Source organism: Meridianimaribacter flavus (assembly GCF_004366715.1).
GTDB classification, from domain to species: Bacteria; Bacteroidota; Bacteroidia; order Flavobacteriales; family Flavobacteriaceae; genus Gaetbulibacter_B; species Gaetbulibacter_B jejuensis.
In genome coordinates, this window is record NZ_SOQZ01000004.1 from 354,508 (window position 1) to 380,742 (window position 26,235).

27 protein-coding genes are annotated in these 26,235 nt (G+C 33.4%); 17 read left to right on the forward strand and 10 right to left on the reverse strand.

Features of this window, described 5'->3' with window-relative positions; all coding sequences use genetic code 11:
* Nucleotides 1-23: 23 nt before the first annotated feature.
* The 6 genes from A8975_RS10630 (at nucleotide 24) to A8975_RS10655 (ending at nucleotide 5,319) form a co-directional block, all read left to right on the forward strand.
* Nucleotides 24-788 (forward strand): ParA family protein, encoded by a 765-nt coding sequence (locus A8975_RS10630; protein WP_134200394.1) that lies wholly within the window; start codon nucleotides 24-26, stop codon nucleotides 786-788.
* Complete coding sequence (locus A8975_RS10635) at nucleotides 788-1,687, forward strand: ParB/RepB/Spo0J family partition protein (protein ID WP_129760487.1); 900 nt, start codon at nucleotides 788-790, stop codon at nucleotides 1,685-1,687. Before A8975_RS10630 ends, A8975_RS10635 begins: the two co-directional genes overlap by 1 nt.
* Nucleotides 1,677-2,288, forward strand: a complete 612-nt coding sequence (locus A8975_RS10640) for a DUF5683 domain-containing protein (protein WP_134200396.1) — start codon at nucleotides 1,677-1,679, stop codon at nucleotides 2,286-2,288. Before A8975_RS10635 ends, A8975_RS10640 begins: the two co-directional genes overlap by 11 nt.
* Before the next feature lie 29 nt (nucleotides 2,289-2,317).
* Nucleotides 2,318-3,016 carry a 4-hydroxy-tetrahydrodipicolinate reductase gene (dapB, locus tag A8975_RS10645; protein WP_134200398.1) on the forward strand — a complete coding sequence of 233 codons (699 nt, stop codon included), beginning with the start codon at nucleotides 2,318-2,320 and terminating at the stop codon, nucleotides 3,014-3,016.
* Nucleotides 3,017-3,073: 57 nt separating this feature from the next.
* The gene (gene lepB / locus A8975_RS10650) at nucleotides 3,074-4,615 is read left to right on the forward strand and encodes a signal peptidase I (protein ID WP_134200400.1); all 1,542 of its coding nucleotides are present in this window, start codon (nucleotides 3,074-3,076) and stop codon (nucleotides 4,613-4,615) included.
* An 80-nt stretch (nucleotides 4,616-4,695) separates the two neighbouring features.
* On the forward strand, nucleotides 4,696-5,319 hold the full coding sequence (locus A8975_RS10655; RefSeq protein WP_134200402.1) for a WbqC family protein: 624 nt from the start codon (nucleotides 4,696-4,698) through the stop codon (nucleotides 5,317-5,319).
* A gap of 1 nt (nucleotide 5,320) precedes the next feature.
* Here A8975_RS10655 and A8975_RS10660 read toward each other — a convergent pair whose 3' ends face one another.
* From A8975_RS10660 to A8975_RS10695, 8 genes are all read right to left on the reverse strand, one after another.
* On the reverse strand, nucleotides 5,321-6,343 hold the full coding sequence (locus tag A8975_RS10660) for an endonuclease/exonuclease/phosphatase family protein (protein WP_134200404.1): 1,023 nt from the start codon (nucleotides 6,341-6,343) through the stop codon (nucleotides 5,321-5,323).
* Between the two features lie 6 nt (nucleotides 6,344-6,349).
* Nucleotides 6,350-7,219 (reverse strand): rhomboid family protein, encoded by an 870-nt coding sequence (locus tag A8975_RS10665; protein WP_134200406.1) that lies wholly within the window; start codon nucleotides 7,217-7,219, stop codon nucleotides 6,350-6,352.
* Complete coding sequence (locus tag A8975_RS10670) at nucleotides 7,220-7,972, reverse strand: rhomboid family intramembrane serine protease (protein WP_131507685.1); 753 nt, start codon at nucleotides 7,970-7,972, stop codon at nucleotides 7,220-7,222. It abuts the gene before it with no gap.
* Nucleotides 7,973-7,975: 3 nt separating this feature from the next.
* Nucleotides 7,976-9,838, reverse strand: a complete 1,863-nt coding sequence (mutL, locus tag A8975_RS10675) for a DNA mismatch repair endonuclease MutL (protein ID WP_134200408.1) — start codon at nucleotides 9,836-9,838, stop codon at nucleotides 7,976-7,978.
* Nucleotides 9,838-10,119: a riboflavin synthase subunit beta gene (locus A8975_RS10680; RefSeq protein ID WP_129760470.1), complete on the reverse strand. Its 282-nt coding sequence runs from the start codon at nucleotides 10,117-10,119 to the stop codon at nucleotides 9,838-9,840. Before A8975_RS10680 ends, mutL begins: the two co-directional genes overlap by 1 nt.
* Before the next feature lie 14 nt (nucleotides 10,120-10,133).
* Complete coding sequence (locus A8975_RS10685) at nucleotides 10,134-10,352, reverse strand: hypothetical protein (protein ID WP_129760468.1); 219 nt, start codon at nucleotides 10,350-10,352, stop codon at nucleotides 10,134-10,136.
* A 107-nt stretch (nucleotides 10,353-10,459) separates the two neighbouring features.
* The gene (gene ribH, locus A8975_RS10690) at nucleotides 10,460-10,939 is read right to left on the reverse strand and encodes a 6,7-dimethyl-8-ribityllumazine synthase (protein WP_131507689.1); all 480 of its coding nucleotides are present in this window, start codon (nucleotides 10,937-10,939) and stop codon (nucleotides 10,460-10,462) included.
* Between the two features lie 5 nt (nucleotides 10,940-10,944).
* The gene (locus A8975_RS10695) at nucleotides 10,945-11,709 is read right to left on the reverse strand and encodes a tetratricopeptide repeat protein (protein WP_129760464.1); all 765 of its coding nucleotides are present in this window, start codon (nucleotides 11,707-11,709) and stop codon (nucleotides 10,945-10,947) included.
* A gap of 134 nt (nucleotides 11,710-11,843) precedes the next feature.
* On the opposite strand from A8975_RS10695, the gene recF reads away from it, so the two are divergent.
* From recF to A8975_RS10710, 3 genes are read left to right on the forward strand one after another with little or no spacing between them, the layout of a single operon-like run.
* Nucleotides 11,844-12,923, forward strand: coding sequence for a DNA replication/repair protein RecF (recF, locus tag A8975_RS10700; RefSeq protein ID WP_134200410.1), 1,080 nt, complete (start codon nucleotides 11,844-11,846; stop codon nucleotides 12,921-12,923).
* Nucleotides 12,920-13,342 (forward strand): hypothetical protein, encoded by a 423-nt coding sequence (locus A8975_RS10705; RefSeq protein ID WP_131507693.1) that lies wholly within the window; start codon nucleotides 12,920-12,922, stop codon nucleotides 13,340-13,342. Before recF ends, A8975_RS10705 begins: the two co-directional genes overlap by 4 nt.
* Entirely contained in the window at nucleotides 13,342-13,638 is a 297-nt protein-coding gene (locus A8975_RS10710; RefSeq protein ID WP_134200412.1) for a DUF721 domain-containing protein, read from the forward strand. Before A8975_RS10705 ends, A8975_RS10710 begins: the two co-directional genes overlap by 1 nt.
* Before the next feature lie 50 nt (nucleotides 13,639-13,688).
* On the opposite strand, the gene A8975_RS10715 is transcribed toward A8975_RS10710, so the two are convergent.
* A complete protein-coding gene (locus A8975_RS10715; protein WP_129760457.1) occupies nucleotides 13,689-14,108 on the reverse strand; it encodes a nucleoside-diphosphate kinase in 420 nt (139 codons plus the stop codon).
* An 88-nt stretch (nucleotides 14,109-14,196) separates the two neighbouring features.
* Here A8975_RS10715 and A8975_RS10720 point away from each other — a divergent pair, with 88 nt between their 5' ends.
* From A8975_RS10720 to A8975_RS10730, 3 genes are read left to right on the forward strand one after another with little or no spacing between them, the layout of a single operon-like run.
* Nucleotides 14,197-15,216 (forward strand): DHH family phosphoesterase, encoded by a 1,020-nt coding sequence (locus A8975_RS10720; protein WP_134200414.1) that lies wholly within the window; start codon nucleotides 14,197-14,199, stop codon nucleotides 15,214-15,216.
* On the forward strand, nucleotides 15,209-15,754 hold the full coding sequence (gldI, locus tag A8975_RS10725) for a gliding motility-associated peptidyl-prolyl isomerase GldI (RefSeq protein WP_131507697.1): 546 nt from the start codon (nucleotides 15,209-15,211) through the stop codon (nucleotides 15,752-15,754). The genes A8975_RS10720 and gldI overlap by 8 nt, the downstream gene beginning before the upstream one ends.
* 10 nt (nucleotides 15,755-15,764) lie before the next feature.
* Nucleotides 15,765-16,988, forward strand: a complete 1,224-nt coding sequence (locus A8975_RS10730) for a peptidylprolyl isomerase (RefSeq protein WP_131507699.1) — start codon at nucleotides 15,765-15,767, stop codon at nucleotides 16,986-16,988.
* Between the two features lie 69 nt (nucleotides 16,989-17,057).
* Here A8975_RS10730 and A8975_RS10735 read toward each other — a convergent pair whose 3' ends face one another.
* The gene (locus A8975_RS10735) at nucleotides 17,058-18,521 is read right to left on the reverse strand and encodes an aminoacyl-histidine dipeptidase (protein WP_134200416.1); all 1,464 of its coding nucleotides are present in this window, start codon (nucleotides 18,519-18,521) and stop codon (nucleotides 17,058-17,060) included.
* 72 nt (nucleotides 18,522-18,593) lie between these two features.
* Between A8975_RS10735 and A8975_RS10740 the strand changes: the two genes are divergently transcribed.
* From A8975_RS10740 to A8975_RS10760, 5 genes are all read left to right on the forward strand, one after another.
* Nucleotides 18,594-19,661 carry a DUF3810 domain-containing protein gene (locus A8975_RS10740; RefSeq protein ID WP_134200418.1) on the forward strand — a complete coding sequence of 356 codons (1,068 nt, stop codon included), beginning with the start codon at nucleotides 18,594-18,596 and terminating at the stop codon, nucleotides 19,659-19,661.
* An 84-nt stretch (nucleotides 19,662-19,745) separates the two neighbouring features.
* Nucleotides 19,746-22,730: an amidohydrolase family protein gene (locus A8975_RS10745; protein ID WP_134200420.1), complete on the forward strand. Its 2,985-nt coding sequence runs from the start codon at nucleotides 19,746-19,748 to the stop codon at nucleotides 22,728-22,730.
* Between the two features lie 12 nt (nucleotides 22,731-22,742).
* Complete coding sequence (locus A8975_RS10750; RefSeq protein WP_134200422.1) at nucleotides 22,743-24,053, forward strand: amidohydrolase family protein; 1,311 nt, start codon at nucleotides 22,743-22,745, stop codon at nucleotides 24,051-24,053.
* A gap of 89 nt (nucleotides 24,054-24,142) precedes the next feature.
* Entirely contained in the window at nucleotides 24,143-24,943 is an 801-nt protein-coding gene (locus A8975_RS10755; protein ID WP_134200424.1) for a TrmH family RNA methyltransferase, read from the forward strand.
* Nucleotides 24,944-24,958: 15 nt separating this feature from the next.
* The gene (locus tag A8975_RS10760) at nucleotides 24,959-26,191 is read left to right on the forward strand and encodes a M48 family metallopeptidase (protein WP_134200427.1); all 1,233 of its coding nucleotides are present in this window, start codon (nucleotides 24,959-24,961) and stop codon (nucleotides 26,189-26,191) included.
* The last annotated feature ends 44 nt before the right edge of the window (nucleotides 26,192-26,235 follow it).

The following is a 26,235-nucleotide window of genomic DNA, read 5'->3' on the forward strand; positions in this document are numbered from 1 at the left end:
GGACAAAAAACCAAATCATATTAATGGGTAAAATCATTGCAATTGCCAATCAAAAGGGAGGAGTAGGTAAAACAACTACTTCTGTTAACTTAGCCGCATCTTTAGGTGTTTTAGAAAAAAAAGTATTGCTAATTGATGCTGACCCTCAAGCCAATGCTACTTCAGGTCTTGGTATTGATGTAGAAACTATTGAAATAGGGACTTATCAATTATTAGAGCATACTACTTCCGCTGAAGAATGTATAATGTCTACCGATTCACCAAATGTAGATATCATACCAGCTCATATTGACCTAGTGGCTATTGAAATTGAACTAGTAGATAAAGATGAACGTGAGTACATGCTTAAAAAAGCGATTTCTCACCTAAAATCATCTTACGATTATATTTTAATTGACTGTGCACCATCGTTAGGTTTGTTAACATTAAACGCTTTAACGGCTTCAGACTCTGTGATTATTCCAATTCAATGTGAATATTTTGCTTTGGAAGGTTTAGGTAAACTTTTAAACACTGTAAAAAGTGTTCAAAAAATCCATAATCAAAACTTGGATATTGAAGGTATGCTTTTAACCATGTACGACCAACGTTTACGACTTTCAAATCAAGTTGTAGAAGAAGTTCAAAAGCATTTTAGTGATATGGTTTTTGAAACCATTATTCAGCGTAATGTAAGATTAGGTGAAGCTCCTAGCTATGGTGAAAGCATTATTAACTACGATGTAAGTAGTAAAGGTGCTACAAATTACTTAAGTTTGGCAAAGGAAATTATTAAAAAGAATGGCTAATGGCGAAGGCAACAAAAAAACAAGCATTAGGTAGAGGACTTTCAGCACTGCTTAAAGACCCTTCTAATGATATCAATTCGGTTCAGGACAAAAATGCAGACAAGGTAATTGGTAATATTGTTGATTTAGATATTGAAGCTATTGAGATTAACCCTTTTCAGCCTCGTACAAACTTTAATGAAGAAGCCTTACGTGAACTAGCATCTTCAATTAAAGAGCTTGGAGTTATTCAACCTATAACAGTAAGAAAACTAGAATTCAACAAATACCAATTGGTATCTGGAGAACGTAGGTTTAGAGCTTCAAAATTAATAGGTCTTGAAACTATTCCTGCTTATATTAGAATAGCCAATGACCAAGAGTCGTTAGAAATGGCTCTTGTTGAAAACATTCAACGTCAAGATTTAGACCCAATAGAAATTGCGTTATCTTACCAACGTTTAATTGACGAAATCAATTTAACGCAAGAACAAATGAGCGATCGTGTTGGTAAAAAGCGTTCTACAATTGCCAACTATTTACGTTTACTTAAATTAGATCCAATCATCCAAACAGGAATGCGAGATGGATTTATATCAATGGGTCATGGTAGAGCAATTATTAACATTGAAGATCAAAATACACAGTTAACTATTTATGAAAAAATAATTACCAATAAACTTTCGGTACGAGAAACTGAAAAACTGGTAAAAAACTATCATTCTAGCAATACTGTAACTGTCCCAGAAAAGCAAGAACTTCCAAAATATATTAAAAAAGGCATAAAAGAGTTTTCAGAATACTTTGGCCATAAAATAAACGTTAAGGTATCAAAGAATGGTAAAGGTAGTATTACGATTCCTTTCCATTCTGAAGAAGATTTTAATCGTATACAAAAACTTGTTAAAAGTGCCAAATAAGACATTTTATAGTATTCTATTTTTACTTTTTATAGGTTCTACTTGCTTTTCACAAAGCGACAGCACCAAAGTAGATACTGACCTTATGGTAGTGAACGACACCATAACTCGTGAGCCTATAAACATTCTTGCACCTTCAAAGGCTGCATTTTATTCTGCAGTGTTACCTGGTTTAGGTCAAGCTTACAATAAAAAATATTGGAAAATCCCTATTGTTGTTGGTGCTATTACAACCGGAATTTTAATTTACGACCACAACAATAGAGAGTATCATCGTTATAGAGATGCATACAAAAGCCGATTAGCAGGCTACTCTAACGATGAGTTTTGGGGAACCCAAGCCGATGGCACAACTCCTCTAGCCTCTCCAAGAGTTTCTGACGATGGACTTATTAGAGCTCAAGAATCGCTAAGGCGAAATAAAGAAATTTCATTATTAGTAACCATTGGTATTTATGCTTTAAATATTATTGATGCTAATGTTGACGCACACCTACTACAGTACAACGTCGACGAAAATTTAGCTCTAAAGCCTCATTTTAAATATAATGAGCTTGAAAACACTTCTGATTTGGGTGTGACAGTAAATTTCAAGTTTTAGCTTAGCAATACACAAACGATACTTAAATTATGAAGATAGCTTTATTAGGATATGGAAAAATGGGAAAAACCATTGAAAGAATTGCTGAAGAAAGAGGCCATACCATTGTTATAAAAGCTAAATTAGACACAGCATACACCATTACTGATGCCGATGTTGCAATAGATTTTAGTATTCCTGAAGCTGCTTACAATAATATTTCAAACTGCTTACTCAATAATGTTCCAGTTATATCTGGGACAACAGGTTGGTTAAAAGATTATGACAAAGCAGTTAATTTATGCAAAGCGCAAAATGGTGCTTTTATTTATGCCTCAAATTTTAGCTTAGGTGTAAATATCTTTTTTGAAGTTAATAAAGTATTGGCAAAACTTATGAATGGGCAACCTCAATACAATGTTGAGATGGAAGAAATTCATCATACTCAAAAACTCGATGCACCAAGTGGAACTGCAATTACACTAGCTGAAGACATTATTAAAAATTCCAATTACGACAATTGGACATTAGATAACCCAAATCCAAAAGACATAAAAATAGACGCAAAACGTATTGAAAACGTCCCTGGCACACATGAAATCACTTATCAATCCAATGTAGATACTATTCAAATAAAGCATACTGCCCATAATAGAGATGGGTTTGCTTTAGGTGCTGTTGTTGCAGCCGAATGGATTATTGGGAAAAAAGGTGTATTTTCAATGAACGATGTGTTAAACATTGGTTAATTGCACAAAGGTTTGTAACGTTTTTAAATACTTTTCAACTCATAAAAAAAACATAAAATGACGAGTACACAGTGGTTAATTTTTTTATTTGCTATTCAAATAATACATGGTCTAGGCACATGGAAACTTTATATTAAAGCAGGTAGAAAAGCTTGGGAAGCCTTTATACCATTTTACAATGCTGTAGTATTAATGAAAATCATTAATCGTCCTTGGTGGTGGACCATTTTACTTTTTGTTCCTATTGTTAATCTTATAATGCTTCCTGTAGTTTGGGTTGAAACAGCAAGAAGCTATGGTAAAAACTCAGCAACTGATACATTATTAGCTGTTGTTTTACTTGGATTTTATAATTTCTATCTCAATTATGTAGCAGATGTAAAATATATTGAAAACAGAGACTTACACCCTAAAACTGGTTTAGGAGATTGGGTAAACTCAATTTTATTTGCCATAGTTGCGGCAACTATTGTTCACACTTATTTTATCCAACCTTTTACAATTCCGACATCGTCTTTAGAAAAAACACTTTTAGTAGGTGATTTTCTTTTTGTAAGTAAAGTGCATTATGGTGCTCGTACACCAATGACCACCTTAGCTACACCAATGGTACACGATACAATACCAGTAGCAAAAATAAAATCGTACATTCCAAAATTTGAAATGCCATACTTTAGACTTCCTGGTTTTCAAAAGATAAAAAGAAATGACATAGTGGTTTTCAACTGGCCTGTGGACACTATGAAGAACATGCGTCATACTGACAAATTCTACTATAAGCCAATTGATAAAAGAACAAACTATGTAAAACGCTGTGTTGGTATTCCTGGTGATTCGCTGTCTCTAAAAGATGGATATGTATACATAAATGGTAAGCCTAATGATTTACCAGATAGAGCTAAACTTCAGTTTTCATATGAAATTACCTTTAAGCGTAATCTACATCCAAATGATATTATTTCTTTATTAAATAGATATGATATTACTGATGGTCCAGGATATGGCAGAACACAAGGTTCATATTTAATTCCTGCAGCAACTGACGAAGCTATAGCACGTTTAAAGAACCATCCTGAAGTTGCTAGTGTTGTACCATTAAAAAATGAAGATGGTGTTAGAGATGCTGGTATTTTTCCTAGTAATGTGAATTACAACTGGAATAATGATTATTTCGGGTCGTTATATATTCCTGAAAAAGGAAAAACAATAGAGTTAACCTTAGAAAATTTACCGCTTTACAAACGCATTATCACTGCTTATGAAGGTCATAAACTTTCAGTAAACGGAAATCAAATTATAATTGACGACCAACCAACAACATCCTACACGTTTGCTCAAGATTACTATTGGATGATGGGAGACAATCGCCATAATTCACAAGACTCAAGAGTTTGGGGATTTGTTCCGTTTGACCACGTAGTTGGAAAACCAGTTTTTATTTGGATGAGTTGGGAAAATGGAAAACCTCGTTGGGAGCGTTTCTTTACAACTGTTGGTGGCAGTGGAAAACCAACATCATACCTCATCCCATTTTTAGTGTTACTTTTAGGTTGGTTTGGGTTTAATAAATGGCGTAAACGCAAAAAAGTAAATAGTTAATTTGTTATTTGTTTATTTCGCCAACCATTTTACTAATAAATCAAATGCGTTGAGAAATTATCAAATAAACGCATAAACAAATGAACGTACTACTCCATCCTACATATTTCCCTAGTATAGCTCACTTTGTTGCTATTGCTAAAGCTGATAATTTAACGTTTGAGATTTGTGATAATTACCAAAAACAAACCTATAGAAATCGTGCATACATTTATGCTGCTAATGGAAAGCTGCTTTTAAACATTCCTATAAAGCATACACAAAAAAACCGTCAACTTTATAAGGATGTAAAAATTGCTAATGATAGTAGGTGGCAGGATTTACATTGGAAATCTTTAGAATCGGCTTACAGAACGTCTCCTTTTTTTGAGTTTTATGAAGACGAATTTCAACCCTTGTTTACTGGTAATGAAACATTTCTTTTAGATTTTAATTTGAAATGTTTAGAAGTTGTTTTTGATTGCCTTCAATTACCTTTTGAATTTTCTACTACTGAGCATTTTGAAATAGAACCAAACCGCAAAACCGATTATAGGTTTTTAGCAAACAGTAGAAAAGAACAACCTCATAATTTTGATTCCTACACACAAGTCTTTGATGACAAGCATGGGTTCATTCCTAATTTGAGCATATTGGATTTATTATTTAATGAAGGAACAAATGCTATGAGTTATTTAGAGTCTCAACAGCTTCAAACACCATAAACTACTTTGCTAATTTTAATTTAGCAAGTATAGGATAGTGGTCAGACAATTCAACATCAAAGGTTTTAAAACCGTTTACTTCAAAAGCATCATCAGCTAAAATAAAGTCAATTCTAACAGGAAAAAACTTAAAGTTAAACGTACGTCCAAAACCATTACCTCCTTCAACAAAAGCATCCTGTAAATCGCCTTTTATCTCTTTATACACATAGGAATAGGCAGTATTATTAAAGTCTCCACAAATAACCATTTTATACTTACATCTTGCTTTATGCTGTAAAAACAAATCGGTTTGACTTTCCTGCATTTTAAACGTTTTACTTACACGCTTAAATAAGTTTTCAGAGGACTCATTTGCTAATTTTTCAACCGTTGGATCTATACCAAGCGATTGTAGATGCACATTATAAATTCTTATCGTGTCCTTAGCCTTTACTATATCGACAAAAATGGCATTATTACTAGTGTTTGGAAACTCAATAGAACCCGAGTTTACTATTGGGAATTTAGAAAATATTGCTTGACCGTTTTTCACCTTTTTACCTGAAAGCTCTTCATACTTATAGTACCCTTTTAAGTCAATAGCTTCATCAGGCCTGTATTCTTGCATGCTTAACACATCAGGCTGTTTTTCAGAAATAAAATCGACTATTTGAATTTTAACGGTTTCATCAGGAATCCATTCAAATACATTAAACAATCTCACATTATAATTCATCACTGAAATATTATTTGGATCTTCAATATTCTTGGATGATGAAAATTTATACAATGAAAACAGATAGTTATACCCAATAAACAATATAATAAGTGATAGTAAAAGCTGCTTTTTCACTTTTAAAAGCCAATACACAAAAAATAGAATATTGAGTAGTATTAAAAAAGGAACTGCAAGACTTAAAACTGATAATAAAGCGAAGTTTTTAGGCGACACATAAGGTAAAATATAAGACAGCAGCAACATTGTCGCTACAATGGAGTTAACGAAGAACACCAATTTATCTACCAATTTTAGTCGCTTCATAGACTTTTAATCCTTACCTGATTTAAATAAAAACGCTTTTTCTTCTTTAGTTAAACTTTCATAACCGCTTTTACTGATTTTATCTAGAATGAGGTCAATTCGTTTTTGTTTAGTAAACTCATTAAAATCGTCTTTATTATGGCCTGCAAACGGTTTTTTCTTGCTCTTATGAACTGTTTTTAAAGGCGACTTTCGTTTAAACATACTAGCAACGCTATCCATTATACGCTCAAAGCCTTTACCTATATCATTTCCTTTAGTTAATTGTTGTGCATATAAATATCCTAACAAACTTCCTCCTAAATGCGCTACATAACCACCTTGGTTTATGGTAAACAATCCAAGAATATCAATAACCACCATTGCTACACCTATATACCAAAGTTTAATGTTTATGGTTACCAATCGTGCTTCTTTATTAGGCATATAAGCGCTTAAAAAAATAATTAAAGCCCTTACTCCTGCTGATGCTCCTACCAATGGCAACGTATAGTTAACCAAGCTTCCAGAAAAAAGTGTATGAACCAATACAAATGCAAGTCCGCCAAATAAAATTCCTAAAAAGTAAATATTCAAAGATAGTTTTACACTAAAAAGGTTAACCAGCATATTAGAAATAAAATACAGGATAAGCATATTTAGAGCAATATGCCAAAAACCGTAATGCACAAAACCATAGGTAAAAATAGACCAAGGTTGGTATATAAACTCGTTAAGACTCACAGGTAATTCAAACCAATGCAATACATTGGTAGTGTTTTTAACCTTTGTAAGTATAAACCCAATTATATATATAACAACATTAACACCTATAATCTTTTCAAAGGCATTAAGACGCTTTAGTTTGTCTTGTATGTCTTGAGTAAGTGTTGTCATTTAATCCCATCTATTTTTATTAAACTGATTCTTTTTCCAATACCACATAATTATAAAGCCTGTTAATGCGCCTCCAACGTGAGCAAAATGTGCAACACTAACTCCAAACATAGAATTCCCTCCTGTGAGACCTGAAATCACTTCGTAACCTAACAATAATGGAATAAAATACTTTGCTTTAATAGGAATCGGCAAAAAAATCAACATCAACTCAGCATTTGGAAAAGACATCCCAAACGCAACCAAAAGTCCCATTAAGGCTCCAGAAGCTCCTAAACTATTAGAATAAAATATTTTTTGCAAAGAGTTCCAATTACTTTCTCCTATAGTTTTTACCCAATCAGGGTTGTACTTTTCTTGATTTAAAATTGAAACTAAAGTTTCTTTATCTAATCCATCAGCAAGTAATGGACTTATTATAGAATTAAATTGTACATAGTCAATCAATAATGGAATAAGCACTGCTCCTAATCCACATGAAAAGTAAAAAAACAAAAACTTATTTCTTCCCCACATCTGCTCCAAAGGACTCCCAAACATCCATATACCCAACATATTGAAAAGAATATGTAAATAAAATGTAGGATGATGCATAAACATATGCGTAAAAATTTGCCAAACTTGAAAGTTGTCGTTTTCAGGAAACCACATAGATAAAAGAGCAAAAGCCTTATCTCCAACAACTTGACATCCTATAAAAACCAGGACATTTATAATAATAAGGTGCTTAACCGTTTCTGTAATTCTCATCATAGCTTACATAAATTTTTTGTCGATGTCATCAACACTCATGGTTATAAAAGTCGTTTTATTTGTTGGCGAAACCGTAGGTTCCTTACAAGCAAATAGTGAGTTTACCAAATGCTCTTGTTCTTGTTTATTAAGCGATTGACCTGTTTTTATAGCTAAACTTTTTGCCATAGATTTTGCTAATAAATCTGTAGCACTAAAATTACTGTCTGGTACTTCTTGCTCAACATCACTTATCAGTTGTTCTAAAATAATAGACACTTCACTCTCAGGAACACCTAAAGGAACACCTGTAATCTCTATAGTATGGTCTTTAACGCTAGAAAATACAAAACCTGTACTTTCCAAATCTTCTTTTAACTGAATAAGTATTGGCAATTCTGTTGAGGAAAAATGCAACTGCAACGGAAATAACAACTGCTGACTAACAGCTTCTTTCACAGTCATATTCTTCAGTAAATTTTCGTACAACACACGTTGATGCGCTCTATGCTGATCTATCAGCAACATACCAGATTTTATAGTACTCACAATGTATTTGTTGTGAAGCTGATAAGTAGCTTGTGTAGTTTCGGTTTGCGAATCATCAAACAAGGTTTCATTTTTTGAATCGCTTTCAAACTCTACTTCACTAAAATTATGGTCTTGCTGTGTACTTTTTGATTCTAATCCTACATACAAACTGTCCCAACTAGATGTATTTTGTTTCTTAAAGGCAACTACAGGTTTACTGCTTCCACCTCCATGAGATACTTTTTCCTTAAAAGGATTGAAATCTCTATCAACTTCTATTGTTGGTGGTGTAGCAACACTCTTATCTTTGTAATCGTAAGGCGTGTTTAGGTTAGGATCACTATCAAAATCTAAAACTGGCGCAATGTTAAATTGCCCTAAGCTGTGTTTTACTGCTGATCTTAAAATAGCATACAAAGTATGTTCATCATCAAACTTAATTTCGGTTTTTGTTGGATGAATATTGATATCAATTGTTTTTGGGTCTACAGTAAGATTTAAAAAATAGCTTGGATGCGCTCCATCTTTTACCAAACCTTCAAATGCTGAATTGATAGCATGATTAAGGTAAGGACTTTTGATAAAACGATTATTTACAAAAAAGAACTGCTCGTTCTTTGTCTTTTTAGCAAACTCAGGTTTTCCTACAAACCCTGAAATTTTTAGCACTTCGGTAGTTTCTTCAACAGGAACTAACTTTTCGTTGGTTTTACCTCCAAAAATATTTACTACACGTTGTCTGTAATTACTACTTGGTAGATTAAAAATTTCGCTGCCATTATGATACATTGCAAACACAATACTTGGATGCGCTAATGCGACACGATGAAATTCATCGATAATATGTCGTAACTCTACTGCATTGGATTTTAAAAAATTGCGTCGAGCAGGAATATTAAAAAATAAATGTTTTACAGCTAAAGACGTTCCTTTTGGTGTTACCACAACATTTTGAGCTTTAAGGTCGCTACCTTCAATCTCAATTTGGGTTCCTAGTTCGTCTTGCTCTTGTTTGGTTTTAAGTTCAACATGAGCAATAGCAGCAATACTAGCTAATGCTTCGCCTCTAAACCCTTTTGTATGTAAATTGAATAAATCTTCAGCAGCGCGTATTTTGGATGTTGCATGACGCTCAAAGCTTAAACGTGCATCAGTAACACTCATGCCTTTACCATTATCAATAACCTGAATAAGTGTTTTACCTGAATCTTTTATAATAAGTTTTATTTCAGTAGACTCAGCATCTATTGCATTTTCGAGAAGCTCCTTAACCACTGAAGCAGGTCTTTGCACGACTTCGCCTGCTGCAATTTGGTTAGCAACATGGTCTGGTAATAGTTGAATAATGTCTGCCATTAGCGTTTTGAAAAGAATATTGACAGGTCAAAATCAATAAAAATCAAAAAAACCAAAATCAATACACCTATAATAATCAATACACGTCTGTTGGCTCCAGCCGTATCTTCATTATGCTTATAATCGTCAATGGCATTAACAAACTTGGTTTTTAATCCTTTATTGCTTCCTACAGTTTGCCTGTGTTCGTCAAATTTATGCTTAATTTCGTAAGGACTTCCCTCGCCTTTATAGTATCTTGGAGTGTATTCAAACTTTTTATTTCTTCGTAATTTAAACATGATGTAACGCTTTATTATTCGTAACGACTTAATATGTAAAGTATTACTAATACACCAATCAAAAACAAGACCAAAAAGGGTAAAGTAGTAAAAATACTTTTCTTACGTTTGTTAGCAGCTCTTACCTCTTCCCATTGTGCTTCAACACTTTTCTTGGTAGTATCATCTTGGTCTCTAAGATGTTTAGGCGTATAACTGAAACGTTTATTTTTACGTTGCTTAAAAAACTCCACTATAAAGTATAATCGTTGTTACACTTCAAATGTACTTAAAAAGCTAGGAAAATAAGCCTTTCAACTGCTAAAAATTGTTAACAGTTTTAAAATGAAGAATAGTGTTTTTAAGCTTTTCGTCTAAGCTCTGCCATTTTTATTGCAGCAACAGCAGCTTCAACACCTTTGTTACCATGTTTACCTCCAGACCTATCAATTGCTTGTTGCATATTATTGTCGGTTAACACACAAAATATAACTGGCGTTTCACGCATCACGTTAAGGTCTTTGATACCTTGAGAAACAGCTTCACAAACAAAATCAAAATGCTTTGTTTCGCCTTGTATAACACTACCAATAGCAATAACAGCATTTACCATTTGCTCTTGCATTTTTTTGCTTCCATAAATTAGCTCGTAGCTACCAGGAACTTGCCAATGCACAATATTTTCAGGTAAAGCACCATGCTCAATTAATGTATCGTAAGCGCCTTTAAAAAGGCCATTAGTAATGGTGTCGTTCCATTCAGAAACAACAATCCCAAACCGAAAGTCCTTCGCGTTTGGGATTGTGTTTTTATCGTATTCGGATAAATTTGCAGTTGCCATATGTATTATAAACTTGCTTCTGCTTTTCCTATAAGTACATCTATATTAGAAGCTTCATTTGAAGCAGAAAATTCTTCTTTTATTCTTGTAAAATAGTTTAATGCTTTTTGGTTTTCACCTTGAGACAATGCTAATGTACCAGCTTTGTATAAATATAATGGTGTTGTAAACTCATTATTAGAAATTGCAATAGCTTGCTCGTAGTAATCCATAGCGTCTTTTGGCTGATTCAATTGCACAAAAGCATCACCAATTCCTCCTTTTGCAAGTGGTGCTAACATGATATCATCACTTGAAAAATTGTTTAAGTAAGAAATTGCTTCAGAATATTTATTTAGGTTTAAGTAAGCCATACCTGCATAATAGTTGGCTAAATTACCTGCAGGAGTACCACTGTATTTATCAGCAATATCAACCATACCATATTTACCTTCACCTCCATTTAAAGCTAATGTATATAAAGAATCTTTTTCAACACCATTAACCGCTTGGTCAAAATATTGTTGTGCTTTATACATTTCATTCATAGCTTCTCCAGCTTTTGGTTCAGCAACAAATTTATTGTAACCTAAGTATCCAAGTATAACTGCAACAGCTACACCAACAATAATATAAATATAGTTTTGATTTTTAACAGCCCATTCTTCAGTCTTAGAAGCTGTTTCATCTAAAGTGTTAAAAACTTCAGCTGTTGTTGAGTGTTCTTCAATAGCTTCAACTTTTTCTTCTTTAGTCTTTGGTTTATATCCTCTTTTCTTATAAGTTGCCATATATTCTCTATTTATGCGCCGCAAAAATAAAATTTTTATTGGTAAATAAAAGGTAAATTATTTGTTATTTTTCAATAATTTGCACATCCTTTTCCATAATTGTTAACCAAAAACATCAATATATTGTTTGTTTTATGATTTTAAATTCCCTTTCCCTACTTAATTACAAGAATTTTGAAAGCCAATCTTTTGCTTTTGACACTAAGATAAACTGCTTTGTAGGTTCAAACGGAGTTGGGAAGACTAATGTTTTAGATGCTATTTATCATTTAGCTTTTGGAAAAAGTTATTTTAATCCTGTAGCTACACAAAACATAAAACACGATGCTGATTTTTTTGTTGTGGATGGTGTGTTTGACAAAGATGATAAAACCGAAAAGATTATCGTGTCGCTAAAACGTGGTCAAAAAAAGATGATTAAGCGCAATGGAAAAGTGTACGATAAATTTAGCGACCATATTGGGTTTATTCCTTTGGTAATTATTTCGCCTGCTGATAGAGACCTAATTATTGAAGGTAGCGATACACGTCGAAAATTTATAGACAACGTTATTTCACAAAGCAACAAACAGTATTTAAGCGATTTAATTAACTATAACAAAGTACTCTCACAACGCAATGCGTTATTAAAATATTTTGCACTCAACAATACATTTAATGCTCAAACACTAGAGGTTTATAACGACCAGTTAAATACTTATGGAACCTCAATTTTTAAAACTAGAGATGCTTTTTTAAAAGCCTTTATTCCTATTTTTAAATCGCGTTACAATGCTATTAGTAACAATAATGAAGTTGTAAATCTTAGTTATAAAAGCGATTTGTTTGAAGCACAACTAAGCGAACTCCTTAGCAAAAACCTCAATAAAGACAAAGCTTTACAATATACAAGTGTAGGCACTCATAAAGACGATCTTATTTTTGAAATTGAGCAATATCCTATCAAGAAATTTGGAAGCCAAGGACAGCAAAAATCGTTTTTAATTGCATTAAAACTGGCTCAGTTTGATTTCTTAAAACAAGAAAGTGGTGTTGCTCCTATTTTGCTTTTAGATGACATTTTTGATAAACTAGACGAACAACGCGTAGCACAAATAGTTGGTCTTGTTGACGATGAGCATTTTGGTCAACTCTTTATAAGCGATACGCATGCTGAACGTACCGAAAATGTTGTGAAACAAATTCATCAATCGTATAAAATATTTGAATTATGATAAGAGCCTTTTGCGTTAGCTTAGTGTTTATGGCATTTTTTAATTGCTCTAACAATCCTGAGACATTTGTAGAACATATTGAAGGTTATTGGGAAATTGATGAAGTAACTTTAAAAGATGGTTCAAAACGCGACTACAATTTTAACAGCACTATAGATTATATTGAAATTACTGACAGCTTAACAGGTTTTAGAAAAAAGTTGAAACCTAATTTCTCAGGAACTTTTGAAACGTCCAATGATGCTGAACAACTTAAGATTGTCTTAGAAAACGATAGTTTAAACCTCTATTACAAAACACCTTTTCACAGCTGGAAAGAAACGGTTTTAAACGCTACAAAAGATGAACTTTTAATTCTTAATGCCAATAAAGATATGTATCTTTATAAACGTTACGAACCTATAAATCTTGAAGAATAATGTCCAAACGCAACAACGAACACTCACCTATTAGCGACCTCCTAAAAGAGTTTGTAAACACTAACAACCTACAACAAGGTTTAGATAAGGTAAACGTACGTAATGCTTGGGAAAACATGATGGGAAATGGTGTAAACAACTACACTACCAATATTGTTTTAAAACAAGACACACTTTATGTACAATTAAGCAGTAGTGTTTTGCGAGAAGAGTTAAGTTATGGTAAAGAAAAAATTATTGCTATGCTCAATGAAAGTTTAGGTAAAGACGTTATCAAAAAACTAGTCCTACGATAAATAAAAAAAGCAGCTCAATGAGCTGCTTTTTTTTTATGAATTATATGTTATTAAAACATTTCTCTTCCTGAAAAATGGAAAGCACCTTCAATAGCTGCGTTCTCATCGCTATCACTTCCGTGTACAGCGTTTTCACCAATAGAAGCAGCATACATTTTACGTATTGTACCTTCAGCAGCCTCAGCAGGATTAGTAGCTCCAATTAAAGTTCTAAAATCTTCAACAGCATTATCTTTTTCTAAGATAGCTGCTACAATTGGTCCACGAGTCATGTACTCAACCAACTCACCAAAAAATGGTCTTTCACTGTGAATAGCATAAAAAGCTTTTGCATCAGCAGTAGTCATGTGAGTTAATTTCATTGCTACAATTCTAAATCCTGAAGCAGTTATTTTTTCTAATATTGCGCCAATGTGTCCTTTTTCAACAGCATCTGGCTTAAGCATTGTAAATGTTCTATTTGTTGCCATTTGTTTATTTTAATTTGGTTGCAAAAGTAATGTATTTCTTAACAAAAACAATATAAAGCAATATTAAAAAATTGTATCTTCGCCAGATATGACAAATGAAGATTACAGCAGCATAAAACAACTTTTAAGTTCCAAAAAAAACATTGTAATTGTACCTCATAAAAATCCTGATGGAGATGCTATAGGTTCAAGCTTAGGTTTATACCATTACCTTAAAAAGTACAATCATGAGGTTACAGTAATTGCACCTAATGATTATCCTGATTTTTTAAAGTGGATGCCTAGTGAAACCTCAATTTTAAAATACGAACTACAACAGGAAGATTGTGACACAGTAATTAATCAAGCAGATATTATTTTCACTTTAGATTTTAATGCGTTGAATCGAATTGGAGATATGGAAACTCCTATCCAATCTGCTACAGGTATTAAGATAATGATTGACCACCATCAGCAACCTGATGATTATGCATTGTATATGTATTCTGATGTTAGCATGTCATCAACCTGTGAAATGGTGTATAATTTCATTTGTAACTTAGGTGATGAAAATAGTATAGACCAAGACATTTCAACCTGTTTATATACAGGAATTATGACTGATACTGGTTCGTTTAGGTTTCCTTCAACCACGAGTACAACTCACAAAGTTATTGCCAATTTAATTGAAAAAGGAGCAAATAACGCTCAAATACACAATAACATTTACGACACCAATACTTATAGTAGATTACAATTATTAGGTTGTGCACTCAGCAATCTAAAAGTATTGCCAGAGTACAGAACAGCTTACATAAGTTTGTCGCAACAAGAGCTTAACACATTCAACTTTAAAAAAGGTGACACCGAAGGTTTTGTTAATTACGGTCTCTCGCTAGAAGGTATTGTATTTGCTGTTATTTTTATAGAAAACGAGCAAGAAAACATTGTAAAAGTGTCGCTAAGAAGTAAAGGAGCGTTTTCAGTAAACGAATTTTCTAGAGCACATTTTAATGGTGGTGGACACACAAATGCTGCTGGTGGAAAAAGTGATTTGGGCTTAAAAGAAACTATTGAAAAATTTATTAGTATATTACCCAGCTATAAAGAGGTCCTAAATCATGAATAAAAGCATCATTATATTACTAATAAGTTTTATGGCTTTTAGCTGTAAATCACCTGAAGCTAGACTTCCTAAGACCGTTAAATCTGGTTCATTTATTAATGCTTCAGTAGAACGAAATATTAAACTAAATAAAAAAGAGCAACAGTTTATTGAAGGTATTATTAAAGATAATCCTGAAATAGATTACATTGCTTCTGAAAGTGGTTTTTGGTACTATTACAATACTAAAATTGAACAAGATACCATTACACCACAGTTTGGTGACATTGTAAATTTTGATTACGATGTTAAAGACTTGAATGGTTCACAAATCTATTCTGAAGAAGACATAGCACCTCAAGATTATGCTATGGACAAAGAAGAATTGTTTACAGGCCTTAGAGAAGGTTTAAAACTTATGAAACCAGGAGAAACAGTAACATTCTTATTTCCTTCGCAAAAAGCCTATGGCTATTATGGTGACACCAATAAAATAGGTGTTAACACACCTTTAATGTGTAAGGTAACCGTAAATACAATAACAAAAAAACAAAACAATTAATTAAAATTTTATGAAACTGATTAGTAAAGCCCTACAGTTATTTATTTTATTTATACTAGTAACTGCAACCTCATGCAAAGAAGACCTTTATCCAGATTTAGAAGATGGTCTTTATGCTGAAATAGTGACTTCTAAAGATACTATGGTTGCTAAGTTATTCTTTGAAAAAGTACCAGTTACTGTTGCCAATTTTGTGGCTTTAGCCGAAGGTACTCACCCTTTAGTTAGCGAGCAATTTAAAGGAAAACCATTTTACGATAGTTTGACTTTTCATAGAGTTATGGATAAATTCATGATTCAAGGTGGAGACCATACTGCTACTGGATCTGGTGATCCTGGTTACAGATTTGTTGCCGATTTTGACCCAAGCTTAAAACATGATAAAGCAGGTGTATTATCAATGGCAAATGGTGGAGGAATTGACACCAACGGAAGTCAGTTTTTTATTACCGAAGTACCATACCCAAGCTTAGATGCTTTTGATGCTAATGGTGACTTTAAACCTTGTGACCAACGTGGTGTAAGCTGCCATTCAGTATTTGGACAATTGGTAAAAGGTATTGAAGTACAAGATTCAATTTCTAACGTAAAAGTTGGACGTGGTAACAAGCCTCTTGAAAATGTATACATCTACAAAGTAAACATTATCAGAAAAGGATCAGCTGCAAAATCTTTCAACGCTGCTAAGGTTTTTGAAGAGCAAATGCCTAAGGTAAAAGAAGATTTAGAAAACATGAAAGAACAAGCTCGTATAAGAGCTGAAGAAGAAAAGAAAGCTAGAGAAGCTAAAAATGCTGAAGCTGGTGCTGAAATAAAAATACAATTAGACGAATACCTAACTAAAGCTACCGAAACAGCTTCAGGTTTAAGAGTATATTACATTAACAAAGGTGATGGAGAAAAGCCTGCACAAGGTAAAAGAGCGTATGTAAACTACGAAGGTTATTATGAAGATGGACGTTTATTTGACAGTAATGTTGAAGCTGTTGCTGAGCGTCATGGTATGTTGGACGAGCGTAGAAAAGAAGCTAATATGTACAAGCCTTTCCCTATGAAAATTAGTCCAGATGCACAACTTATTGCAGGTATGAAAGAAGCCCTTGCTGATATGCGTGTTGGTGATAAAGTATATATGTACATTCCTTATCACTTAGCCTATGGCGAACGTGATTACGGACCAATTCCTGCAAAATCAAACCTATCGTTTATTGCTGAAATGACAGGAATAGAATAGATTTCTAAATATTAAGAATAAAAAAACTCCATTTTCAGATGAAAATGGAGTTTTTTTATGGTGTTCAATTTACTTTTTCGGAATCTGTTTTAAGATTTCAAGTACATAGTTCCAATATTTTTGAGCCGAAGAAATTTGAGCACGCTCATCAGGTGAATGTGCACCTTTAATATTGGGTCCAAAACTTATCATATCCATTTCAGGATAATTTTGTCCTAAAATACCACACTCCAATCCTGCATGACAAGCAGCAACATGAGGTTCCTCTCCATTATTAAGTGTTTTATATAATGGTACCATTACTTTTAGTATTTCAGAGTCCATATTAGGCTGCCAACCAGGATAATCACCACTAAACTCAACTTCACAACCTGTTAGTTCAAATGTTGCTCTTAGTGTATTGGCTAAATCCCATTTAGAACTTTCTACCGAAGAACGCGTTAAACAACCTATTTTAATATTCCCTTCTTTTACAATTACACGTGCAATATTATTTGAAGTCTCTACCAAATCAGGAATATCAGCACTCATACGATACACACCATTTAACGCAGCATAAATAGCTCTTGTTAATCCTTCTTGCACACCTAAATCCATAATAGATTTTGGTGTTTCAATTTTAGAAACCACAACTGTTAAATCTGGTTCCATTGTTTTATACTCTGCTTTTATCTCTTGAGCCAATGCTTCTGTTTCAGCAACAAACGCTTCTTCATGAATCGCATCTACAACAACAGTAGCAACACTTTCACGAGGGATTGCATTACGTAAACTTCCGCCATCAATTTCACTAATTCTCAAGCCAAAGTTTTCAAATCCGTCAAACAATAAACGATTCATTATTTTATTGGCATTACCTAAACCTTCATGGATTTGCATTCCAGAGTGTCCACCTTGTAAACCTTTTACGGTTAATTTAAAACCTGTTTTAAACTCAGGAGTTTCTTCTTCTTTATAAGTTCTTGTAGCAGTAACATCAACACCACCAGCGCAACCTACTCCAATTTCGTCATCTTCTTCGGTATCTAAATTTAAAAGTATATCTCCTTGCAATAAACCACCTTCAAGTCCCATTGCTCCTGTCATTCCTGTTTCTTCATCAATAGTAAATAAGGCTTCAATAGCAGGATGCTCAATATCTTTACTTTCTAAAATTGCCATTATGGTGGCTACTCCAAGTCCGTTATCAGCACCAAGCGTTGTGCCTTTGGCTTTTACCCAATCACCTTCAATAAACATTTCAATTCCTTGTGTGTCAAAATCAAAAACGGTATCGTTATTTTTTTGGTGAACCATATCTAAATGCGATTGCATTACAATGGTTTTGCGGTCTTCCATACCAGCAGTTGCAGGTTTTTTTATAATGACGTTACCTACCTTATCAACAACTGTTTCTAAACCGAGTTGCTTTCCAAAATCTTTCATAAACGCGATAACACGCTCTTCTTTTTTAGATGGTCTTGGTACAGCATTTAGGTCTGCAAACTTGTTCCAAAGTTGTGTTGGTTCTAATTGTCTTATTTCTGAATTCATAGTATTTACTTTAAGTTTTACAAAGGTAACCAATAGCGTATGTTTTATAAAACTATTTTCTATTTTTGATTTATGCAGAAATACCTCAAATCCATACTAGCGTTTTCAATTGTACTTCAAATTATACTCTTGAAAATTATAGCACGTTTTCCTGATGTTGTTGAACAATTATACAGCAATGGTCTTTATGTATACATCTCAAAACTGATGCGATACGTTTTTGGTTGGGTGCCTTTTTCTGTAGGTGATGTGTTATACACCTTAGCTACTGTTTATATATTAAGATGGTTGTTTGTAAATAGAAAACGTGTAATAAAAGACACAAAAGCGTGGATTTTAGATGTATTATCAGCCGTATCTATAGGGTATTTTACATTTCATTTACTTTGGGCTTTTAATTATTACAGGCTACCACTACACAAAGCGCTTAATATAGAAAAAGACTATACTACTGAAGCACTTGTAGCAACTACAGAGCGTCTAATTAGTACTGTAAACACTGTTCATATAGCCATTACAAATAATGACACTATTAAGGTTGATATGCCTTACAGCAAAACAGAATTATTACAAAAAACCCCTAAAGGCTATGATAAACTTTCTAAAAAATTTCCTCATTTAGCTTATCAGCCTAAAAGCGTTAAACGTTCTATTTATAGTTTACCACTAACTTATATGGGCTTTTCAGGGTATTTAAATCCGTTTACCAATGAAGCACAAATTGATGGACTGATTCCAACTTTTAAATATCCAACCACTGCAAGCCACGAAGTAGCACACCAATTGGGTTATGCTGCTGAAAATGAAGCTAACTTTATAGGTAGTATGGCAGCAATGCATCATGATGATATTTATTTTAAGTATTCTGGTTATGCGTTTGCATTAAGACATTGCCTACACGAAATTTATAGACGCGATCCTAAACAGTATGAAACTTTGGTTACTAAAGTGAATAAAGGCATTTTGAAAAACTATCAAGAGGTTAGAGACTTTTGGGACAGTTATCAAAATCCAACTGAGCCTTTGTTTAAATCTACTTACGATACATTTCTAAAAGCTAACAACCAAATAGATGGTATGGAAAGCTATAGTTATGTAGTTGCACTTTTAGTAAATTACTTTGAAAATAATACATTCTAAAAAAGTTAAAAAAAGTGTATTAGTTCGTTACTAAAGGCAATATTTCTATCTTTAGCTTTCTATTTTTTAACCAACACTTACATAATGATAAGACCGTATCTCACTATCTTAACATTTTTGTGCTGTTTTTCATTTTACGCACAAGAATATTTTCCAAAAAATGATGGTGTAGTTGCAACAAACACTAACTACACTGCATTTACAAATGCTAAAATTTATGTGACTCCTACTCAAGTTATTGAAAACGGAACACTTTTAATTAAAGACGGAAAAGTCGTTGCTACAGGAACTTCTGTTAGCATTCCAAAAAACACTAAAATTATTGATGTTTCAGGTAAAAGCATCTACCCTTCTTTTATTGACATCTATTCCGATTTTGGTATCAAAGCCCCTGAACGAGACTCAGGAAGTGGCAGAAGTGCACAGTACGAACCTAGCAGATCAGGATATTACTGGAACGACCATGTAATGCCTGAAAACAAAGCAATAGACCGCTTTAGTTTTGACAGCAAAAAAGCTTCAGAATACATTAAAGCAGGTTTTGGAACACTTAACGCACACATACAAGATGGAATTGTTAGAGGTAGCGGAATGCTTGTAGCGCTTGATAGCGAAGGCACCAACGCTAACCGAATATTAGATGATCATTCTGCGCAATACTTCTCGTTTTCTAAAAGTGTGACTTCAAGACAGTCTTATCCTTCTTCTATTATGGGAAGCATGGCTTTACTAAGACAACTGTATATTGATGCTGATTGGTATGCAAAAGGAAACTCTAAAACAAAAGATTTATCTCTTGAAGCACTAAATAAGAATAAATCCTTAATTCAAATTTTTGCTGCAGGTAGTAGAGCTAACTTATTAAGAGCTGATAAAGTTGGTGATGAATATGGTGTACAATATGTTATACTTGGAGGTGGTGATGAATACGAACGTGTAAACGAAGTAAAAAACACAAACGCGTCGTTGATTATCCCAATTAATTTCCCAGATGCTTACGATGTTGAAAATCCGTTTTTAGCTTCAGGTTTATCGCTTAGCGATATGAGAGCATGGAATCAAAAACCAACAAACCCAAAGGTTTTAGCTGAAAACAATATCAAATTTGCGTTAACTACGCATTCATTAAAATCGCCAAAAGAGTTTAAATCCAACCTCTTAAAAGCCATTGAATATGGACTTTCTGAAGAAAAAGCTTTGGAATCACTTACTACTATTCCTGCTCAATTATTAGGAAAGCAAAATACTATTGGTTCTTTAAAGAACGAAACTTACGCTAACTTCTTAATTACTTCTGGAAACATTTTTGATAAAAAAACCACATTATATGAAAACTGGGTACTTGGTCAGCAAAATGTTATAGAAGACATGACTATTAAAGACATTAGAGGCGACTATGAGTTTAGATTAGCTGGTGAAGATTATAAAATGTCATTAAAAGGAGAACTTAGCAAATTGAAATCTGAAATTATCAGTGGTGACAATACCTTAGGTTCTAAAGTAAGCTACAGTGATAATTGGGTTACTATTTCAATGACAACAAAAGATTCTACAAAACAAGAGTTTGTTAGAATTATAGCAAATGTTGATAGTGACAACAACCTTAGAGGTACAACTACAATGCCTACAGGAAACGAAATGTCATTTTATGCTAAATCTTTAAAAAAAGAAGACGACACTAAATCTGACGACAAAAAGAAATCTAAAGACTCCACTGAAAAAGTATTTCCAGTAACATTCCCAAACAATGCGTATGGTTTTACCGAATTACCAAAAGCCGAAACATTATTATTTAAAAATGCTACAGTTTGGACTAATGAAGCTGATGGAATTTTAGAAAACACTGATGTACTTATCAAAAACGGAAAGATTGCCAAAATAGGTCAAAACCTATCAGACAATAGCGCAAAAGTTATTGATGCAACAGGAAAACATCTTACTGCTGGAGTTATTGATGAGCACTCACATATTGCTGCTGCATCTATAAACGAAGGTGGACAAAACTCTTCTGCCGAAGTATCTATAGAAGATGTTGTAGAACCAGGAGATATAAGTATTTACCGTAATCTTGCTGGAGGTGTAACTTCAATACAAATCTTACATGGTTCGGCTAACCCAATTGGAGGTCGCTCAGCAATTATAAAACTAAAATGGGGAGAATCTGCCGATAATTTAATTTATGACAACAGTCCTAAGTTTATCAAATTCGCATTAGGTGAAAACGTAAAACAGTCTAACTGGTCTAGCTACTCAAGATTCCCACAAACACGTATGGGAGTTGAGCAACTCTATATAGATTATTTCACTCGAGCAAAAGAATATGATGCTTTAAAGAAAAGCGGAAAACCTTATCGTAAAGACATAGAGCTTGAAGTACTTGCTGAAATATTAAACAAAGAGCGCTTTATTTCTTGTCATTCTTATGTACAAAGCGAAATAAATATGCTAATGAAAGTGGCTGAAAAGTTCAATTTCAACATCAATACGTTTACACACATTTTAGAAGGCTATAAACTTGCTGACAAAATGAAAGAACATGGTGTTGGTGGCTCTACATTTAGTGATTGGTGGGCATACAAGTATGAAGTAAATGATGCCATTCCTTACAACGCTGCAATAATGCACAACCAAGGTGTTACAGTTGCTATAAATAGTGATGATGGCGAAATGTCTCGACGTTTAAATCAAGAAGCTGCAAAATCGGTAAAATATGGTGGTGTTAGTGAAGAAGAAGCTTGGAAATTCGTAACTCTTAATCCTGCTAAATTATTACATATCGATGATAGAGTTGGTAGTATTAAAGTAGGTAAAGATGCTGATGTAGTTTTATGGACAGACCATCCACTTTCAATATATGCAAAAGCAGAAAAAACCATTATTGAAGGTGTTACCTATTTCGATTTAAAACGAGATGAAATGATGAGAAGCAAAATTCAAAATGAAAAAAGCGAACTCATCAACTTAATGTTACAAGCAAAGAACAAAGGATTAAAAACACAACCTATTAAGAAAAAAGAAAAAGAATTTTTGCATTGCGATTCTATGGATAACGAACACCATGAACACTAAAAAAACAGTATTATGAAACAAATTAAACAAACCCTTATAGTGTTATTAGTGTTATGCTTTTCATCAGCGATAGCACAACAAACACCTGCTCCAAAGCAAACTAAAGACATTGCTATTGTAGGAGCTACAGCTCATATTGGTAATGGTAAGGTTATTGAAAATAGTATTATCATAATTAAAGATGGTAAATTACTTACAGTTGCCGATGCTGGAATTGTAAAAATCAATATCACTAACATGGAAACCATAAATGCCGAAGGTAAACATGTGTATCCAGGATTTATAGTACCTAACACTACTTTAGGATTAGTAGAAATTGATGCAGTTAGAGCAACTGATGACGATGCCGAAATTGGAACTTACAAACCACACATTAGAAGCTTAATTGCCTATAATGCCGAATCTAAAGTGGTTGAAAGTATGCGTCCAAACGGAGTACTTATAGGACAAATAACACCAAGAGGTGGTACTATTTCAGGAACATCGTCTATCGTTCAATTTGACGCTTGGAACTGGGAAGATGCTGCTATAAAAGTTGACGATGGCATTCATGTTAATTGGCCTAATAGTTTTTCTAGAGGTCGTTGGTGGCGTGGAGAAGACCCTGGTTTAAAACCTAACGAAAACTACTCGAAGCAAGTTAAAGAACTTCAAGATTATTTAGACCAATCTAAAGCCTATAACAATGGAGACAAAAAAATCACAAACTTACCTTTTGAAGCACTTAAAGGTATTTTTGATGGTTCTAAAAAACTATATGTAAATGTAGATGACGAAAAAGGAATTAATGATGTTATCAACTTCAAAAACAAAAATGGTATTAAACACATGGTTATTGTTGGAGGTTATTCAGCTTATAAAGTAGCCGATTTACTGAAGCAAAACAATATTCCGGTTTTAGTACAACGTCTTCATAAAACACCTAGTAATGAAGATGACGATTACGATTTACCTTATAAATTAGCAAAACTATTAACAGACAAAGGTGTTACAGTTGCTTTAGAAAGTAGTGGTAGTATGGAGCGTATGAATGCTAGAAATCTTCCGTTTTTAGCAGGAACAGCTGTAGCTCATGGCGTAACAAAAGAGCAAGCATTACAAATGATAACGCTTAATACTGCTAAAATTTTAGGTATTGATGATCAATATGGTTCTTTAGAAGAAGGTAAAAGCGCTACACTTTTTATTAGCGAAGGTGATGCATTAGATATGCGTACAAATGTTTTAACACACGCTTTTATTGATGGTCGCGATGTGAGTTTAGAAAGTCATCAAACTAAATTGTGGAAACGCTACTCCAATAAATTCAAAAATCAAGAATAACTTAAAGCGAACCAAATGGTTCGCTTTTTTGTTCAATAGACATTCGTTACAATAAAATTATCGACTAAAATGGCTACTTTTGTCTGGTTATGACAAAAGAAATTACAAGCATACAAAATCCTTACATTAAACAACTTGTTCAGTTAAAAGACAAATCGCGTGAGCGTAAAAAGTCTGGATTGTTTCTTATTGAAGGCAAACGAGAATTATCTTTAGCACTTAAAGGCAATTATGACGTGGATACCGTTTTGTTTTATTCTGAATTGATTTCGGAAGAAGAACTATCTTCATTAATACCATCAAACATTAAACGTATTGAAATTTCTAAAGATGTATTTCAAAAAATTGCACATAGAGACACAACCGAAGGGATTATTGCTGTTGCCAAAACAAAATCACATCTTTTAGATGATATTATCTTTAAAAGTGAAAACCCTTTGATTTTAGTAGCCGAAGCTCCTGAAAAACCTGGTAACATTGGTGCTTTATTACGTACTGCTGATGCTGCCAATGTAGATGCTGTAATTATTGCAAACCCAAAAACCGATTTATACAACCCTAATATTATTCGTTCTAGCGTTGGCTGCGTGTTTACCAAGCAAGTGGTTACAGGCTCAACAAAAGATATCGTTTCGTTTTTAAAACAACATCACATTAACATTTTTTGTGCTGCACTACAAGCTTCTGTAAACTATCACACACAAGATTTTACATTACCTACTGCTATAGTTGTAGGTACTGAAGCGACTGGATTAAGTGACGAATGGTTGCAAGAGTCTACACATAACATTATTATTCCTATGCAAGGTGAAATTGACTCTATGAATGTGTCTGTTGCTGCAGGAATACTTATTTTTGAAGCTGTTCGCCAAAGAATTTTAAACGGATAATTATTAATTCCTAATATGACTGCCACTACTCTATTTTATATCATAATAGCAATAATCATTGTAAATTTTTTTATTGATAAAATCCTAGATGCGCTTAACGCAAAACATTTTAACGATGCTATACCAAACGAGCTTAAAGATGTTTATGATGACACTGAATATAAAAAATCGCAAGCCTACAAACTCACCAATTATAAGTTTGGTGTTTGGAGTTCAACTTTTTCGGTGGCTTTAACGTTGGCTTTTATTTGTTTTGGTGGTTTCGAATATGTTGATGTTTTAGCAAGACGTTTCAGCGATAACTCAATTGTAGTCGCTTTGGTGTTTTTTGGTATAATCATGTTTGGTAGTGATATCCTATCTACTCCATTTTCTTACTATAAGACTTTTGTAATTGAAGAGCGTTTTGGCTTCAATAAAACTACCGTAAAGACATTTATTCTAGACAAAATAAAAGGCTTATTAATGATGGCTGTTATTGGTGGTGGAATTTTAGCACTCATCATTTACATATTTCAACTTACCCAACAACATTTTTGGTTATACGCTTGGGCCATCATAACCATATTCTCGGTATTTATGAATATGTTTTATGCTAAGCTTATTGTACCACTATTCAACAAACAAACTCCTTTAGAAGAAAGCTCTTTACGTCATAAAATTTCAGAATATGCTCAATCGGTTGGGTTTAATCTTGAAAAAATATTTGTGATTGACGGTTCAAAACGTAGCACAAAAGCAAACGCTTACTTTTCGGGTTTTGGAAATGAAAAAAGAGTTACACTATATGATACCTTAATCAATGATTTGGAAGAAGAGGAAATTGTAGCAGTTTTAGCTCATGAAGTAGGTCATTACAAAAGAAAACACATTATTTACAACTTAGTAGCTTCAGTATTACTTACAGGACTTACCTTGTATGTGCTTTCCATTTTTATAACCAACCCATTACTTTCTAATGCCTTAGGTGTAAGCACACACAGTTTTCATGTTGGTTTAGTTGCTTTTGGACTACTCTACGCGCCTATTTCTGAAATCACAGGATTGGTAATGAATTGGCTGTCTAGAAAGTTTGAATATCAAGCTGATGATTACGCAAAAAACACTTATAAAGCGCAACCGCTTATCACAGCTTTAAAAAAACTAAACAAAAACAGCCTTAGCAATTTAACACCTCACAAAGCTTACGTATTTGTGCATTATTCACACCCAACACTGTTACAACGCATGCGAAATTTAATGGGTTAAATAGCATTTATTTTTAACAGGTTTGGTAACTGTTTTCCATTAAA

Excerpts from the sequence above, each read along its gene's own strand:
- A8975_RS10630 (WP_134200394.1), top strand. The coding sequence starts at position 24 with ATGGGTAAAATCATTGCAATTGCCAATCAAAAGGGAGGAGTAGGTAAA.
- A8975_RS10635 (WP_129760487.1), top strand. The coding sequence starts at position 788 with ATGGCGAAGGCAACAAAAAAACAAGCATTAGGTAGAGGACTTTCAGCA.
- dapB (WP_134200398.1), top strand. The coding sequence starts at position 2,318 with ATGAAGATAGCTTTATTAGGATATGGAAAAATGGGAAAAACCATTGAA.
- lepB (WP_134200400.1), top strand. The coding sequence starts at position 3,074 with ATGACGAGTACACAGTGGTTAATTTTTTTATTTGCTATTCAAATAATA.
- A8975_RS10655 (WP_134200402.1), top strand. The coding sequence starts at position 4,696 with ATGAACGTACTACTCCATCCTACATATTTCCCTAGTATAGCTCACTTT.
- A8975_RS10660 (WP_134200404.1), bottom strand. The coding sequence starts at position 6,343 with ATGAAGCGACTAAAATTGGTAGATAAATTGGTGTTCTTCGTTAACTCC.
- A8975_RS10665 (WP_134200406.1), bottom strand. The coding sequence starts at position 7,219 with ATGACAACACTTACTCAAGACATACAAGACAAACTAAAGCGTCTTAAT.
- A8975_RS10670 (WP_131507685.1), bottom strand. The coding sequence starts at position 7,972 with ATGATGAGAATTACAGAAACGGTTAAGCACCTTATTATTATAAATGTC.
- mutL (WP_134200408.1), bottom strand. The coding sequence starts at position 9,838 with ATGGCAGACATTATTCAACTATTACCAGACCATGTTGCTAACCAAATT.
- A8975_RS10680 (WP_129760470.1), bottom strand. The coding sequence starts at position 10,119 with ATGTTTAAATTACGAAGAAATAAAAAGTTTGAATACACTCCAAGATAC.
- ribH (WP_131507689.1), bottom strand. The coding sequence starts at position 10,939 with ATGGCAACTGCAAATTTATCCGAATACGATAAAAACACAATCCCAAAC.
- A8975_RS10695 (WP_129760464.1), bottom strand. The coding sequence starts at position 11,709 with ATGGCAACTTATAAGAAAAGAGGATATAAACCAAAGACTAAAGAAGAA.
- recF (WP_134200410.1), top strand. The coding sequence starts at position 11,844 with ATGATTTTAAATTCCCTTTCCCTACTTAATTACAAGAATTTTGAAAGC.
- A8975_RS10705 (WP_131507693.1), top strand. The coding sequence starts at position 12,920 with ATGATAAGAGCCTTTTGCGTTAGCTTAGTGTTTATGGCATTTTTTAAT.
- A8975_RS10710 (WP_134200412.1), top strand. The coding sequence starts at position 13,342 with ATGTCCAAACGCAACAACGAACACTCACCTATTAGCGACCTCCTAAAA.
- A8975_RS10715 (WP_129760457.1), bottom strand. The coding sequence starts at position 14,108 with ATGGCAACAAATAGAACATTTACAATGCTTAAGCCAGATGCTGTTGAA.
- A8975_RS10720 (WP_134200414.1), top strand. The coding sequence starts at position 14,197 with ATGACAAATGAAGATTACAGCAGCATAAAACAACTTTTAAGTTCCAAA.
- gldI (WP_131507697.1), top strand. The coding sequence starts at position 15,209 with ATGAATAAAAGCATCATTATATTACTAATAAGTTTTATGGCTTTTAGC.
- A8975_RS10730 (WP_131507699.1), top strand. The coding sequence starts at position 15,765 with ATGAAACTGATTAGTAAAGCCCTACAGTTATTTATTTTATTTATACTA.
- A8975_RS10735 (WP_134200416.1), bottom strand. The coding sequence starts at position 18,521 with ATGAATTCAGAAATAAGACAATTAGAACCAACACAACTTTGGAACAAG.
- A8975_RS10740 (WP_134200418.1), top strand. The coding sequence starts at position 18,594 with ATGCAGAAATACCTCAAATCCATACTAGCGTTTTCAATTGTACTTCAA.
- A8975_RS10745 (WP_134200420.1), top strand. The coding sequence starts at position 19,746 with ATGATAAGACCGTATCTCACTATCTTAACATTTTTGTGCTGTTTTTCA.
- A8975_RS10750 (WP_134200422.1), top strand. The coding sequence starts at position 22,743 with ATGAAACAAATTAAACAAACCCTTATAGTGTTATTAGTGTTATGCTTT.
- A8975_RS10755 (WP_134200424.1), top strand. The coding sequence starts at position 24,143 with ATGACAAAAGAAATTACAAGCATACAAAATCCTTACATTAAACAACTT.
- A8975_RS10760 (WP_134200427.1), top strand. The coding sequence starts at position 24,959 with ATGACTGCCACTACTCTATTTTATATCATAATAGCAATAATCATTGTA.